Raw genomic sequence first — 14,499 nt, forward strand, 5'->3', positions numbered from 1 at the left:
ATCCCTATCACCTGCCGATGGCCTGTGATTACACCGATGGTTGTGCCACCTGTCAGAGTTATCTGTGCGACCAGTCGTGCAAAAATGATGCCGCCCGCAATTGCCTGGTGCCGGCCCTTGCCGAGCACGGCGCCCAGCTGCTGACCGAATGTCGGGTCGTGCGCCTCGACGCCGACCGCACCGGGGTCCGCCAAGTGACCTGCCAACATCGCTGCGGCATGCTGGCGCTGAAGGCCAAGGTGGTGGTGTTGGCCGCCGGTGCGCTGATCACCCCGGTGCTGCTGCTCAATTCCCGGTCCGGCGACTGGCCAAACGGACTGGCCAACGGCTCGGACTGGGTGGGCCGCAACTTGATGCGTCATTTAGTTGACTTTATCGAGGTCTGGCCGCATCGCGGTTCCAAGATCACAGCCGAGAACAAGCAGATCGGGCTGAGCGATTTTTATTTCTGGGAGGGGCAGAAATACGGCACCGTGCAGTCAGGTGGCGCGATGCCGCCCATGGAGGCGCTGACCAACCACCCCGGCTGGCAGGCCAAGGCGCTGCGCCTGATGAGACCGGCGGCGCGCCCGATCTACGAGCGGTTCTTCAGCGGCGGACTGGTGCTGGCGGCGATGTTGGAAGATCTGCCCTATCTGGATAACCGCGTGCTGCCATCGGATCAGCCAGGCTCGGACGGCCGCCAGCGGCTGCGACTTCAGTATCGTTTGCACGCCAGTGAGATCGAGCGCCGGGCGGTGTTTTTGCAGCAGTTCAAAAAGACCTTCGAGCCGTTTCGCAGAATCACCCTGCGCGGTGCCACAAACAACGCGGCGCTGGCTCACGTCTGCGGCACGTGCCGTTTTGGTACCGATCCCAAAACCAGTGTGCTGGATCCACACAACCGTGCGCACGAAGTGGACAACCTCTACGTGGTGGACGGGTCGTTCTTTCCCTCCAGCACCGGTTTGAATCCCAGTTTGACGATCGCGGCCAACGCCTTGCGGGTGGCCGCACACGTGAATCAGGCGCATTTCGCCAGCTAGCCAAATACCGATCATGTTGCCCGAAGTATCTGCTGGGCGAACGGATTAGCGTTCACGTGGGCTTGCGCAGCGGAAGGCCCCCACCGCGATGAGGACTCCGTAGCATCCGAGATCCATTGTCGCCACACCGCGGCATCTTGGTTGCTCAAGACCGGGTAAGCCTGACTCGCTGGCCCGCGCCGATCATCCCGACGGCCGCCTCCGCGGATCAGCCAACACGCCTCTGGCGGGCGAAATCTTCCAGGAGATCAGCGGCCGCCGCAACGCTTTCAGCGGGTTTGGTCATCCGGGTGGCAATCTCGCGGGCCCGCGCGACGTATTCCGGCGTGAGGATGGTGCGCAAGTCCGCGACCAAAGATTCTGTGGTAGCGGCCGAAAGGCGTCTTCCAGAGCCAACTTTCAGCCGTCTGACCCGAGCTGCCCAGCGCGGCTGATCCGCCAACATCCACAGGATCAACGTGGGAACTCCGGCGCGAAGGCCCGCGGCCGTGGTGCCCGCCCCACCATGGTGCACGACCGCTCGGCAGGCCGGAAAAATGGCCGCGTGGTTCACCGCGCCCACCACCTTGACGTGCTCGAAGCGGGGGACGTCGCTGAAGTCACTCTCGGCCGAGCAAACCAACGCCCGCTCGCCTAACTGCGCGCACGCCGCGCCGATCATGGCGAGCGTATCGGCGGGGGATTCGACCGGTATGCTGCCAAACCCGAAGTAAATCGGCGGTGTTCCGGTGGCAATCCACGACGCGACCTCCTCATCGGCATTCGTCGGCACCTCCATTGTCAGCGCGCCGACAAGGGGCCGCCGGCCATTCCATTTCGCCCATTGGGCTGCCAGCCCGGGAAACCACACCTCATCGTAGGCCTGAATTTCCAGCGATCCGCGTTGGGCGATCCGCCGCTGCCAGGGGGATTTGGCCTTCGGCAGGCAGAGTTCACGGCGCTGTGCGTCCTCAAACTTCTTCCAAAGGAGCCAAACCAGCCACTCGACGACCGTCCCTGCGATGCGGCCCACCGCCTGGCCGTAGGGCCGCGTCGGGCAGGTATGCATCGTGGCCAACGGAATGTCGTAATACTCCGCGACGTTGACGGCAGACCCCTCGAAAGGCACGCCGGTGAACAGCAAGTCGGCCCCCTCTGACAGCGACATCAGCGTCGCGCTGATGTCCTCCCAGGACTGGGTAAACAACTCCCAACTTTTGCGCCCCGACTTGATCAACTCCCGGATCTTCCAGAAGTGACGGAATAAAGACGTCTCAAAGTCGCGTTGCCCATCTACCCACCGTCGCGTTTCTAGCCCGTAGGGGACCGCCGCAAGCCCAGTCGACTCGGCGAAGCCAACCAGGTCAGGCGCGACAGCCACGCGCACTTCGTGCCCCCGGCGCAGCAGTTCACGGCCGACGGCGGCGCAGGGCTCGACATCGCCACGACTTCCATAGCTTGCCAGCACAAACCGCATCGCGGATCTTTAGCCTCTCACTTCCCGTGCGCGTTCTGCGAAATGAAAGCGGGAACCCCGCGTGCCCCCTGCTCAACCGCCCGGCAGCTTAGCCCACTACCTCCCGCGTGATCGAGAATATCGGAACACAACCCGATGGAATCGTCCCGGTGATCCGCAACGGCATGGAACGAGCGGCCGAGGCCATAGCGTACTCGACTGGTTCGAAGTGAATCGGTTCATGGCTACCTCGCCAACCGAGCTATTGCACACTTCCAAATAACGATCAAAGTCGGCTTTCAGTCGGAAGACACCGATAGAATGGCTCTTCACATGATGTCTCGGGCGCGGAACTCCGAACGAACACTCATCCTGGTCGGCCCTGACGACCCGCGGGAGCACAGTCTTCATCGAAGTCATGTGCTCAGCTGGCTGCCATGAGTTCGGTGAGCTGCGAGCGGCGCTGCGCCGAGCGCAGCCGGGTACGCACGTAGAGCCTTCCAGAGCACGCGGTTTGGGATGGTGGCCTACTTCGCAGTTTCGCAACTTGCCGCGCGGAACGACACATCAGGGTTATATATTTGGCGGTTCGCGCTACGACGAGGGGAGATCGCACCATGAGTGACTTAGGCGAAGACGAAGCTCACTTGGCTGGCCGCGGCCAGCGCTTGACGACACCGACCTCAGTCAAGTCATTGCCTGGCTATGCGCTGTTACCGCGCCTGTATCGTCGTCTGTTTTGGCCGGACCCGTCGGTCTATTGGGTTCGCAGAGTGATGGACCGTGAAACGCGGAAACTGGTGCAGAGTGTCCAGCCTCACCAACTCAGCGCACTGGAGCTTTCCGGTGATTACTGGGGCCGCATCGAGCAGTTCAAGACTTACCGATCGGTTCACTATCCCGAATTCGACATCTGCACGTCCGCCTTGACCGAGCAGTTCGATCTGATCTTGGCGGAGCAGGTGTTCGAGCATCTGTTGTGGCCTTACCGTGCCGGAAAGCATGTGTATCAAATGCTCCGCCCCGGCGGCTACTTTCTGACGACCACTCCTTTTCTGATTCGGGTTCACCACGCGCCGGTCGACTGTTCGCGCTGGACCGAAACCGGCATGCGATACTTTCTGGCCGAGTGCGGCTTCGATCTGGAGCGGATCCGCACCGGTTCTTGGGGAAATATGGCCTGTGCCCGCGCCAATTTTACTCGCTGGACTCGGTACCGGCGCTGGTGGCATTCCCTGCACAACGAACCCAACTATCCCGTCTCGGTGTGGGCGTTTGCGCAGAAGTGATCACACACCTACGAGCGGACTCGCACGAGCCGACGGACCACGAGTTCACCCGCAACAGCGGGAAGACGCAGAATCCGATCGACTCGGTACGCGAATTCAAGAAATATAACGGCGCTGACCACGCTTATGCGGCGCGAAAAAGGTAATACCATTTAGGGGAAACTCCATATTTTTGCACCTCTGGGTTTCCGTATTTCGGCTCGACATGACACAACTGGTAACCATATTTTGCGAGTAATGGACTGAAATCGATTCCGTTGATCAACCGTACGGCCTTTTCCCCATCTGTGCTCATGTTGGGGACGATAAAAAGATATTCGATCTTCAACTCGGCGCATCGGGAGACCCAGTAATCGACAGCTTCGATCGAACATTCGGAGAAGCTATGGATGTTGATCGCTAGGTCGATCGTTCCGGCGACGAGATCCTGCTGATCGTCGAACGCGACGACACGCGTATGTGCCGCGCCCTTTCTCGACAGGTAATACGAGGAAATGAAGGTCGACTCCGGGATAGCGTCGATGCAAAAATAGGTTTCGATGTTGCCAAGCGCCGTGACGGCGCGGTAGGCAAGCCTGCCGTATCCCGCGCCGATATCGAGCACCTTCAACCCCTGCCGGTGCGAGATCTGCAGCGCCCGCTCCAGGAATAGCAGCTCACAGACCGAATCCAGGAGGTCGCGGCTGACGAATCTCTTATTTCCGTCCTTGTCGGTGTCGCCTGTCGGAAACGTAAATACGCCGTAGTCACCGTCCTCGGTGAGGAGGTCGAGAAGGCCCAGCGCGTCGATGGTTTTCAAATACAAATATGTCAGAACATATTTTTCCGGCGTATTGTTGTCCCGAAACTGGAAGACGTAGGCATTGTCACCTCGGAAATGGAGCAGATCCTCCGGCGCGACATGACCAGGACGCCAAACGGGCGATGTGCGGATGATGTCTTGCACTCCGGCATAGCGCTGACGTAGCGCCTGGAGCTCGGGATTTGTCGCACGCAGGGCGGCGCGATCGGCGGGAGCGATGCCCCGGCCCGAGTGGCCCCTCCGGTTGCGAAGCCATGAACCGACGTGCGCTCGGGCGGCGTTGATCTGCCGTGCCCTGAACGAGATCAACCATGTCAGCGCCTCGACGCGCTGGCCCAACGAGATGCTTCCCCCCACCACGCTCCAATCACCGCTCGTTGTCTTCCGCCCCATCATTGCACCGTTACGCCGGCTGTCGGTGTTCGGGCCAGGTCGAGCCGCCCCCGACCAAATCACGACCAGGCCGGGCTTGACCGCGTGTCCGATCACGGGTGCTGTTCGCCACCGCCACCGCCACCGGTTGGTTCCGCGCTCCGTCGAGGGCTGCCCAGGCCAGCAGGTCACCCACGCGAAAGATCCCGCTCGACGTCCCCCGCTAGACGTCCCAAGTGTAACGAGGGCGTTTGTGTACAAAGATTTCGTCATAGAAAAGCATGCCGTGATACTCGAAGCCTGACGTTGTTAGCAAATCATAAACTTCGGAGAACCTATGATTGTGCTCTATGCCTATGACGTTGACGTGCACCCTCTCGAAGTCAATGCCACGCAGAACTTCGAGCTCAGCACCTTCGACATCGATTGACAGGTAATCCACGATTTGCACACCGGAATCATTGAGCACGGTATCGATACGATAGCATGACACGGTCGCCAGAGTTTGGTTGAGTTTCATGGGCCCGCGTATCGATTCCACCCACTGAAGTTGATTCATGTGCTCAGGTATTCCACCCAGCATGGCGCCCCCATGGATCGAGTCGAATATCATCGGTAGCTCGCTGCGAAATGGACGCGACGTAGCGCCGTTGTGCTGCGCTCTCTCTGAGAGTGCAAGGAAAGGAACCTGACCGTCCCGATAATAGGCGCACCCTTGGATCAAACGGCAGGATCGAGTAGTTCGTAAAACCTCAAATGCGGACGGACTGGGCTCAAACGCAATACCTTTCCAGTGCAAGCGCTTTTCGAAGTAAAAGGTATTGCTGCCCAGAACTCCGTCGAATGCGCCCACGTCAACGAAGAAACCGGGTCCTCGGTTCTTGAAGAACCACCGATTCAGAAATATATCCTGCCCCATTTGGCTTTGGTAACCCTGTTCGAACCGCTCTGAAGAGAAAATATCTCGATAGATGTCTTTTGCGGATAGTCCGGGGTCGTGATTCCGGAACAGGTAACCTACTGCTCGGCCGCCGGGTCCAGGCGTCGTTGTTTTCTCCAGCATTCGTCTTAAAAAGTATGGCTCGCCGAAAGAAGCCATCCTTTGAACCAGCGGAATCCGCGTCAAGTAGACGATTGCCCGGAGCGCGATTCCCTGGAAAAGCCGCCAAGCTTTAGTAAGATAAGCTAACACTCGTTGCACAGCCATTTGAGGTCGGATCCAGTTGTGGCGGTTATGCGATGAGCGCATCGACGCCACCGGCTACCGGGGATCCGAGCGGCGCGCCTATGCGCGTCAGCGGACTTGGACGGGTGACATCGACCTGGCGGTCTGCCTCGCGCGGGATCAGCCACGTCTCCGCCCCGACGGGCTGGTCCAGCGAGATGTTCTGCCTCACCATGCTCCAATCGCGCTGTTTGTCTTCTGCCAGATCGTGCCGTCATACGAAAGATGCTGTGTACGAAACACAAAATTATCACCGCTTCGCCGGGTACCGACGCTGCTGCCCGTGCGGGCCGATGATGCCGACTCGCTGCTAAGGCATTCACGAAGGTCAGAACCTTCATTGCAAGGACTGACCTGTCGCGAGCCAGTGAAGCGTGGCTTTGTCCAGCTTCAGTGACAGTGCGGCCATGTTCTCGGCGAACTTCTCAGACGTCTTGCAACCAACCACGGCAAACGCCTGAAGCGGGTGGCATAGCACGTAGGCTAGCGCAACCTGCGCGACGGTGACGTGATGATCCCGCGCGAACATCCTTGCGCGTTCGAGTCTTTGAATGTTGTCGTCGGTACCGAAATACCTTGCACACCACCGGCTCACCCGGTTGCCGCCTGGATTCTTCGGATCGTAGTGGTCGGAGAAAAACCCACGAGCGAGGCTGGACCATGCGAACACAGGCAACCCGCGTGTCGAATACCATTCTCGTGCGGCACGCTGGCCGTTGCCCCCCAGTGTGACCGCGCCCGGGAACGGAGCTCTCGTCCACTCAGCAAGGCTGAATTGAACGCTTGACGCGCTAAATGGCCTTAAGCCTTGGCCGGTGGCAAACGTGTTGGCGCGGCCAATTCGCTCGTGAGACCAGTTCGACGCACCTATCGCGCCGATCTTGCCTTCGTCAATGTGACGGTTGAGTCGTTCGATGATCGGTTCGACCCGCGCCCTTGGATGGTCGTAGTGAAGCAGATACAGATCGATGGAATCGGTGCCGAGCGCTTTGAGGGATGCGTGCAGGTCGTGGGTCACATCAGACGCACTGAGCCGTGGATATCTTAACAGGAGGTGGGGATGACATCCCTTGCTGATGACCACAACCTTGTCGCGGTTCCGGCGTTCCCGAATCCAGGCCCCCAGCGTCCGTTCGCTGTCCCAATAGATGCGCGCGGTGTCGAAGGTGTTGCAGCCGAGCTCGAATGACCGATCCAAAAGCGAAAAGGCCTGTTGCTCAAGACTTCGATTTGGCAGCCAGGGCAACCCGCGGCCCCGTAATCGATCGGTGCCGAAGACGATGCGCGAGACCGGCTTGTCAATCCCGCTAACCTTCCGGTAGTCCATTTAGCTCACACACTTCGCATAGTCACCAACGATGAACCGACACGCTCGAACCGTGAGGGCCATCATCGTCAGCGTGGGATTCTGGAATCCGGGCGAGACAAAGCATGCGCCGTCGGTCACGAAGACGTTGTCAGCATCCCAGCACTGACAGTACGAGTTCAGCACCGAGTCCTCTGGTTTGTCGCCCATGCGCGCACCGCCGGTCTCGTGAATGCCTGCCCCGGGCCATGAGGCGCCGGAGTCGGTGAGGAACAGGGATAGAAGCAGTCGGAGGGGGATGTTCCAGCGACCGACATCGAGGTTCCTGCCGGCCTGCAGGCCACCGGCGGCCGCAATCTCTGGAAGCGTCCGCTTCATGTGCGCAACCATATTGACGTCATCTCGAGAATGACTGCAGTCGATTCTGGCTACCGGGATCCCCCACGCGTCCTTGACGGTCGGGTCCAGCGACACGTGATTGTCGTACCGGGGCTGCATTTCGCCGTACGCGCTCATGATCCACACCGGCGCGCCCCGGCCAATCGCGACCTGAATTCCGTAGCCGCCGGGAAAGTTCTTCGACTCCTTTTCGCAAAAGCTCGGAATGTAAAGACCCGTTCCTGCGAAGTCGAACGCATCCTCGTTGAAAGGGAGCTCGACATCTCCGTCAGACACGGTGCCGGTCTGTGTGTATGCAACGTGGTCGCACAGATAGCGACCCAGATGGCCCGACGATCCGCCGACACCCGCGGGATGCTTCGCGGATTCCGAGTTCAGAAGGATCCGCACGCTCTCGATCGTCGACGCGCACAACACGACGACCCGTCCCTGAACTGCCCGCGTAGTGCCCGTCAATCGCTCGATGTATTCAACCCCGGTCGCCTTCCCCGACTGCGCATCGATCAGCAATCGGCTCACGACGGCGTCTGTCCGAATCTCGAGGCGACCGGTGGCCAGAGCGAGCCTGACCGGAAGCGGAACCCTGTTGTGGTCGTACGTGACCTTCTGCGCATACATCATGCGGACGTCGGGAAGTCGTTTCCCGACACTGGTCAAAAACGCTTCTTCGACCTTGGTCGTTTTCGCGGGCCCGATGAACTGTCCGTCCGGACAGTTGGGAATGCCTGCGGGCCTCCCGTAGACGCCGAGCGTCCGCTCGACGACGTCGTAGTACGGTGCGAGGTCATCGTACGACAATGGCCAATCGAGACCGTCTCCCCGAACACTGGCCGCTTTGAGCTCGTAATCCGACATGCGCGGGACGTGTCTCCACCACGTGTGAAGGCGACCGCCAAGTTGCCGGCCCCGAAACCACAGGAACTTATTTCCCCGTGTCGTCGTATAGGGATTCTCTCTGTCACTGACGTAGAACTGCTTGGTGGTCTTGGAAAAAGACGAGCATCGCGCCTGAACCGGCTGGCCCCCAATCGCCGATTTGACCCGCCCCACAATCCCCATCACACTCATCTCCGCGTCGGCAGGAAAGTCACCGGCGATGTCCAGGTCCCTGCCGGCCTCAAGCAGGACAACCTTCAGCCCGCCTTCGGTCAGTTCCTTGACAGCCCACGAGCCAGTGGCGCCAGAACCCACGACAATGGCGTCATACACTGATTCACTACTGCCCATACGTGCGTTATCTCGTTTCCTGCCTGCTCATCTCGTTCGCCGTTGCGAGCAACCCAGCCTTGCCGAAAACGCCCGCACGTAAAGATCGATCATGTCGTGCATCCGTGGCGTTCTTCGCCGGCCCGGCGGCGATCCCATCGACAGCCCGTCTTCGCCGATCAGCCAACACGCCTCCGGCGGGCGAAACCTTCCAGGAGATCAGCGGCCGCCGCGACGCTTTCGGCGGGTTTGGTCATCCGGGTGGCGATCTCGCGGGCCCGCGCGACGTATTGCGGGGCGAGGATGGTGCGCAGGTCCGCGACCAGTGATTTCGTGGTAGTGCTCGCAAAGCGCCGGGCGGTACCCACCTTCAGCCGTTTGACCGCAGCCCCCAAGAGTGGCTGATCGCCCAACATCCAGAGGATCAACGTGGGAACTCCGGCGCGCAGGCCCGCAGCCGTCGTACCCGCGCCACCATGGTGCACGACCGCGCGGCAGGCCGGAAGGATGGCTGCGTGGTTCACCGCGCCCACGACCTTGACGTGCTCGAAATGGGGGACATCGCCGAAGTCGGTCCAGCCGGCGCAAACCAATGCCCGCTCGCCTAACTGCGCACACGCCGCACTGATCATGGCAAGCGTGTCGGCGGGAGATTCGACCGGTATGCTGCCGAACCCGAAGTAAATCGGCGGTGTTCCGGCGGCGACCCACGACGCGACCTCGTCATCGGTATCCGTCGGCACCTCCATCGTCAGCGCGCCGACAAAAGGCCGTTGGCCGTTCCATTTCGCCCATTCGGCTGCCAGCCCGGGAAAGCAAATCTCATCGTAGGCCTGGATTTCCAGCGATCCCCGTTCGGTGAGCCGTCGCGACGCGGGGCCTGTGGCCTTCGGCAGGCCCAGTTCACGACGCTGTGCGTCCTCGGCCTTCTTCCAAAGCCGCCACACCAACCACTCGACGACCGTCATTGCGAAGCGGCCCAACGGAGCCGGCAGGAATGGCAAAAGCTGGCCGTTGGTCCGCAGCGGAACATGGTCCAGCGTCGCCAACGGAATGTCGTAATACTCCGCGACGTCGGCGGCGATCTCCTGGTACGCCATGGCGGTGAATATGAGGTCGGCCCCCTCCGCCAGCGACGTCAGCGTCGTGCTCATGTCCCCCCAGGACTGGGTAACGGGCTCCCAAGCTTGGCGCCACACTCTGTTCAGATGCTGAATCCTCCAGAAGTTGCCGGACAAATCCCGCCAGAAGTTGCGGTTCGCCTCCATCGTGGCCTGCGTATCGAGCCCGTAGGCTACCGCCGGGAGCCCGGCGGCCTCGGCGAAGCCAACCACGTCCGGCGGGACGGCGATGCGCACCTCATGCCCTCTGCGTAGCAGCTCACAGCCGACGGCGGCGCAGGGCTGGACATCGCCACGTGTCCCAACGCTCACCAGCGCAAATTTCATCGCGAATCCTAGTCCTTCACTTCTCCTGTGCGCAGTGTGCGCGATGAAAGCGCGAACCCCCGAAAGGCTAGTCGCTCGGGAGCTTAACCCCACACCCGCCTTATCGACTTGAGATCCCGAAAGTTCCCAGCTGATAAGGCTGGGGTGCGGGGTGTCAACGGTGAGGATGAGGCCCGCACTAAGCATGAGCGGATGGTGGCGAATTTGCGGCCAGCCGGGTGCCATGGTTCCTGCTAGCATGGGCCAGCCGTAGGGCACCTGCCACTACTGGCCCCGGCTGGACACCCGACAAAGCGAAATATTTAGGAGAGCACCCCCGTGAGCGTCACAAGCCGCCTGGCAACCATCGCGGGATCCTCGAAATTCCTGGCGAAGCACTACTATCCCCGCGTCACCCGTGCCAGCGGTGATGATTTTGTGTTCCTCAACATGGGCTACGAGGAGGATCCGCCGATGGCCCTGCCGCTGGCGGCCTCTGATGAGCCCAACCGTTTCTGTATTCAGCTCTATCACCGTACGGCGACCCAGGTGGATCTGGGCGGCAAACAGGTGTTGGAGGTCAGCTGCGGGCACGGCGGCGGAGCCTCCTACTTGGTGCGCACCTTGGGTCCGGCCTCTTATACGGGGCTGGACTTAAACCGCGTCGGCATCGACTTCTGCCGAACAAGGCATCAGCTGCCCGGCTTGGATTTCGTATGTGGCGACGCCGAGAACCTACCCTTCCCCGATCAATCCTTCGACGTGGTCCTCAACATCGAGGCTTCGTCCTACTATCCGTCGATGCCGCGCTTCTTCGCCGAGGTTGCTCGTGTGCTGCGCCCAGGGGGCCATCTCGTGTACGCCGATGTCCGCTACGGACGCGACCGAATCGCCCAGTGGGATCAGGAGTTGAGCGATTGCCCTATGTCGTTGGTGTCGGAGAGGGTTATCAGCGAGCAGATTGCACTCGGATTAGAGAAGAATGTGCCGCGCTACCAGGAGTTGAATGGCGGTAGTCCGCCATGGCTCGCCTCTATGGTGCTGTCGAAGACTGCGCGGCTGTTGCGAAGTGGGGAATTTTGCTGGCGTATGTACTGCTTCTGCAACGATCGCGGTCCGTCGTAACCACCTCGAGTACCGCAGTCCGGCTGTTGACGGGTGCGGTCCGGATATGATCGAACCGGACCGCACTCTGGGCGACGCGTGTCAGTTACCTACTTTTTCTGCAGACGAACCGGAGGCTTCGGCTTTTGTCAACATCTGTGCTCGTCACCGGTGGGGCGGGATTTATTGGCTCCGCGCTCACACACCGTCTCGTGAAAGCCGGCTACGACGTCGCTGTCATGGACGTCTTGCATCCGCAGGTGCACGCCGCACATCGAGCGATCGACCTGCCGCCATCCGTGCGCTTGTTCACCGGCGATGTCACCCATGCCCCGGACTGGGATGCGGTGCTTCGGTTGTTTCGTCCTACCCAGATCGTCCATTTGGCGGCCGAAACGGGAACGGCACAGTCGCTCTCCCAGGCGACGCGCCACGGCTCGGTAAACGTGGTGGGCACCGCCCAGCTTCTTGACGCCCTGGGCCGCTCAGCACTCGTGCCCGATCAGCTCGTCCTGGCGTCGTCACGGGCTGTCTACGGCGAGGGCGCGTGGCGTTGCGGCACACAAACCTTCTATCCCCGGCTTCGTACCCATACTCAACTCGTGGCGGGTATCTGGGATCCACAGGGGCCCACCGGTGAACCTGCGGTGCCGCTTCCGAGCTGCGCGGGCCAGACCGAGCCCCGACCTACCAATATTTACGCAGCGACCAAGCTCGCCCAAGAGCATATGCTGGCGGCCTGGACGGCCGCGCATGACACCAGTCTCAGTGTGCTGCGTCTGCAGAATGTCTACGGGCCGGGCCAGTCGCTGACCAATGCCTATACAGGGATAGTCAGTCTCTTCGCGCGATCGGCGGGCGAGCAACGCCCGTTGGAGGTCTACGAAGACGGTCGCATCGTGCGCGATTTCGTCTTTATTGATGATGTCGTCGACGCGATGTTCGCAACAGTACACAAGCCTGCGGGCGAGCCACGCTGCCTCGACATCGGGTCGGGCATCGCGACCACCATCCATGAGCTGGCCCGCAAGATCGCCACCATCTGCGACGCCCCCGAACCGATCGTCGTACCAAAATTTCGCGACGGTGACGTGCGCGCCGCGAGTTGCATCATTGAGCCGGCGAAGGACACGCTCTACTGGCGTCCAAAGTGGGCGCTCGACGAAGGCCTGGCTTCACTGCTCGAATGGATCGGCGAACAACTCGAATTACCCTTGGAGCCAAGCGATCACACACATATACCGGGCCATGTCGCAGTAGAACACGATGGACGCCGTTGATGCCTTCGCCGATCAGCCAAAACGCCTCTGGCGGGCGAAATCTTCCAGGAGGTCGGCGGCGGCCGCAACACTTTCGGTGGCTTTGGTCATCCGGGTCGCGATCTCGCGAGCCCGCGCAACGTATTGCGGTGCAAGGATCCGGCGCAGGTCCGCGACCAACGATTTCTGGGTAAGTCTCGAAAAGCGCCGGGCGGTACCCACCTTCAGCCGTTTGACTTGAGCTCCGAAGAGCATCTGGCCGGGGTCCGCCGAGAAGATCAACTGGGGAACCCCGGCGCGCAGGCCCGCAGCCGTCGTGCCCGCGCCGCCGCGGTGCACGACCGCGCGGCAGGCCGGGAAGGCAGCCGCATAATTCATCGTGCCCACCACTTTGACGTGCTCGAGTTGGGGGACGTCGCTGAAGTCACTCTCGGCCGAGCAGACCAACGCCCGCTCGCCTAACTGCGTGCACGCCGCGCTGATCATGGCAAGCGTGTCGGCGGGGGACTCGACCGGCGTGCTGCCAAAGCCGAAGAAAATCGGCGGTGTTCCCGCGGCGATCCACGACGCGACCTCGTCATCGGCGGCCGTCGGCAACTCCATCGTCAGCGGGCCGACAAAGGGCCGCCGGCCATTCCATTTCGTCCACTCGGCTGCCAGCCCCGGAAAGCACACCTCGTCGTAGGCCTGGATTTCCAGCGATCCACGTTCGGCGATCCGTCGCGGCGAAGGTCCCGTGGTCTTCGGCAGGCCCAGTTCACGGCGTTGCGTGTCCTCGGTCGTTTTCTCCAGGCGCCAACCCAGCCAGTCGTATACCGCCATGGCGGAGCGTGCCAGCGGCGCCGGCAGGAATGGCAGGAGCTGGCTGTTGGGCCGCGCCGGGAGGTGGTGCAGCGTGGCCAACGGAATGCGGTAATACTCCGCGATGTTGGCAGGGGGATGCTCGAAACTCACGCTGGTGGCAAGCAGGTCGGCTCCCTCCGCCAGCGACGTCAGCGTTGTGCTCATCTCCCGCCAGCACTGGCGATCGAGCTGCCAAAGTTCGCGCCACGACCTGATCAGATCCGGGATCCTCCAGAAGTTGCGCGAAAAAAACGTCGCCAAGTTGACCTGCGCTTCCACCACGACCTGCGTATCGAGCCCGTAAGCGACCGCGGGAAGCCCAGCCGTATTCGCGAACCCAACGAGGTTGGGCGGGACGGCCATGCGAACTTCGTGCCCCCGGCGCAACAACTCACGGGCGACAGCGGCGCAGGGCTCGACATCGCCGCGAGACCCATAGCTTGCTAGCACAAACTTCACCAAGAACCCTCGCGTTCAGTCCCCATTGCGTGTTATGCGAAATGTGAAGCGGGAGCCTCCCGTCCCCCTGGTCAGCCGCATGGCGGCACAACCACAATACCCCCGCCATCGAGCCTGAAATGCAGAAGTTTTGCCCAGTCGGTGCGCTCCTGGGTGCGTCGGGCCGATATCGTCGACGGATTCGCACCCAGGGATGTCGACTGCGGAGTCGCGGCGGATCAAAGACCTTGAGCAGGAGAACCGAGAACTCAAGCGTGCCAACGTTATCTGAGGCCCTAAGGAGACCGTCCACGATGTAGACGACACGCTGTTCAAGGTGCCGGGAAATGCGTTGTGGACCAGTTATCT

11 protein-coding genes and 2 pseudogenes are annotated in these 14,499 nt (G+C 61.2%); 6 read left to right on the forward strand and 7 right to left on the reverse strand.

Features of this window, described 5'->3' with window-relative positions; all coding sequences use genetic code 11:
* On the forward strand, window positions 1–1,025 hold a 1,025-nt coding region (locus ACRDTL_RS17870), incomplete at its 5' end, for a GMC oxidoreductase (RefSeq protein ID WP_431508034.1).
* Between the two features lie 208 nt (window positions 1,026–1,233).
* On the opposite strand, the gene ACRDTL_RS17875 is transcribed toward ACRDTL_RS17870, so the two are convergent.
* Window positions 1,234–2,481, reverse strand: coding sequence for a glycosyltransferase (locus tag ACRDTL_RS17875; protein ID WP_431508035.1), 1,248 nt, complete (start codon window positions 2,479–2,481; stop codon window positions 1,234–1,236).
* A 107-nt stretch (window positions 2,482–2,588) separates the two neighbouring features.
* On the opposite strand from ACRDTL_RS17875, the pseudogene ACRDTL_RS17880 reads away from it, so the two are divergent.
* Window positions 2,589–2,775, forward strand: a pseudogene (locus ACRDTL_RS17880) (dodecin family protein); the annotation flags it as partial.
* A 302-nt stretch (window positions 2,776–3,077) separates the two neighbouring features.
* A complete protein-coding gene (locus tag ACRDTL_RS17885) occupies window positions 3,078–3,749 on the forward strand; it encodes a methyltransferase domain-containing protein (RefSeq protein WP_431508036.1) in 672 nt (223 codons plus the stop codon).
* Window positions 3,750–3,873: 124 nt separating this feature from the next.
* Here the strand turns inward: ACRDTL_RS17885 and ACRDTL_RS17890 are convergent, their stop codons facing one another.
* The 5 genes from ACRDTL_RS17890 to ACRDTL_RS17910 form a co-directional block, all read right to left on the reverse strand.
* On the reverse strand, window positions 3,874–5,040 hold the full coding sequence (locus ACRDTL_RS17890; RefSeq protein ID WP_431508037.1) for a putative sugar O-methyltransferase: 1,167 nt from the start codon (window positions 5,038–5,040) through the stop codon (window positions 3,874–3,876).
* A gap of 106 nt (window positions 5,041–5,146) precedes the next feature.
* On the reverse strand, window positions 5,147–6,130 hold the full coding sequence (locus ACRDTL_RS17895) for an FkbM family methyltransferase (protein WP_431508038.1): 984 nt from the start codon (window positions 6,128–6,130) through the stop codon (window positions 5,147–5,149).
* Window positions 6,131–6,485: 355 nt separating this feature from the next.
* Entirely contained in the window at window positions 6,486–7,475 is a 990-nt protein-coding gene (locus tag ACRDTL_RS17900; RefSeq protein ID WP_431508039.1) for an aldo/keto reductase, read from the reverse strand.
* Entirely contained in the window at window positions 7,476–9,062 is a 1,587-nt protein-coding gene (locus tag ACRDTL_RS17905) for a GMC oxidoreductase (RefSeq protein WP_431508040.1), read from the reverse strand. It lies immediately after the preceding gene.
* 176 nt (window positions 9,063–9,238) lie between these two features.
* Window positions 9,239–10,507 (reverse strand): glycosyltransferase, encoded by a 1,269-nt coding sequence (locus ACRDTL_RS17910; protein WP_431508041.1) that lies wholly within the window; start codon window positions 10,505–10,507, stop codon window positions 9,239–9,241.
* Window positions 10,508–10,825: 318 nt separating this feature from the next.
* On the opposite strand from ACRDTL_RS17910, the gene ACRDTL_RS17915 reads away from it, so the two are divergent.
* Together ACRDTL_RS17915 and ACRDTL_RS17920 are read left to right on the forward strand one after the other, a co-directional pair.
* Window positions 10,826–11,611 carry a phthiotriol/phenolphthiotriol dimycocerosates methyltransferase gene (locus ACRDTL_RS17915; RefSeq protein ID WP_431508042.1) on the forward strand — a complete coding sequence of 262 codons (786 nt, stop codon included), beginning with the start codon at window positions 10,826–10,828 and terminating at the stop codon, window positions 11,609–11,611.
* Window positions 11,612–11,748: 137 nt separating this feature from the next.
* Window positions 11,749–12,870 (forward strand): NAD-dependent epimerase/dehydratase family protein, encoded by a 1,122-nt coding sequence (locus ACRDTL_RS17920; RefSeq protein WP_431508043.1) that lies wholly within the window; start codon window positions 11,749–11,751, stop codon window positions 12,868–12,870.
* A 12-nt stretch (window positions 12,871–12,882) separates the two neighbouring features.
* Here the strand turns inward: ACRDTL_RS17920 and ACRDTL_RS17925 are convergent, their stop codons facing one another.
* Window positions 12,883–14,151: a glycosyltransferase gene (locus ACRDTL_RS17925; protein WP_431508044.1), complete on the reverse strand. Its 1,269-nt coding sequence runs from the start codon at window positions 14,149–14,151 to the stop codon at window positions 12,883–12,885.
* Window positions 14,152–14,286: 135 nt separating this feature from the next.
* Here ACRDTL_RS17925 and ACRDTL_RS17930 point away from each other — a divergent pair.
* Window positions 14,287–14,419 (forward strand): annotated as a pseudogene (locus tag ACRDTL_RS17930) (IS3 family transposase); the annotation flags it as partial.
* Between the last annotated feature and the right edge of the window lie 80 nt (window positions 14,420–14,499).

Source organism: Mycobacterium sp. (assembly GCF_050700595.1).
Taxonomy (GTDB): Bacteria; Actinomycetota; Actinomycetes; order Mycobacteriales; family Mycobacteriaceae; genus Mycobacterium.

What these genes read in the sequence shown, in the direction of transcription:
- ACRDTL_RS17875 (WP_431508035.1), bottom strand. Translation starts at nt 2,481, where the DNA reads ATGCGGTTTGTGCTGGCAAGCTATGGAAGTCGTGGCGATGTCGAGCCC.
- ACRDTL_RS17885 (WP_431508036.1), top strand. Translation starts at nt 3,078, where the DNA reads ATGAGTGACTTAGGCGAAGACGAAGCTCACTTGGCTGGCCGCGGCCAG.
- ACRDTL_RS17895 (WP_431508038.1), bottom strand. Translation starts at nt 6,130, where the DNA reads ATGGCTGTGCAACGAGTGTTAGCTTATCTTACTAAAGCTTGGCGGCTT.
- ACRDTL_RS17900 (WP_431508039.1), bottom strand. Translation starts at nt 7,475, where the DNA reads ATGGACTACCGGAAGGTTAGCGGGATTGACAAGCCGGTCTCGCGCATC.
- ACRDTL_RS17910 (WP_431508041.1), bottom strand. Translation starts at nt 10,507, where the DNA reads ATGAAATTTGCGCTGGTGAGCGTTGGGACACGTGGCGATGTCCAGCCC.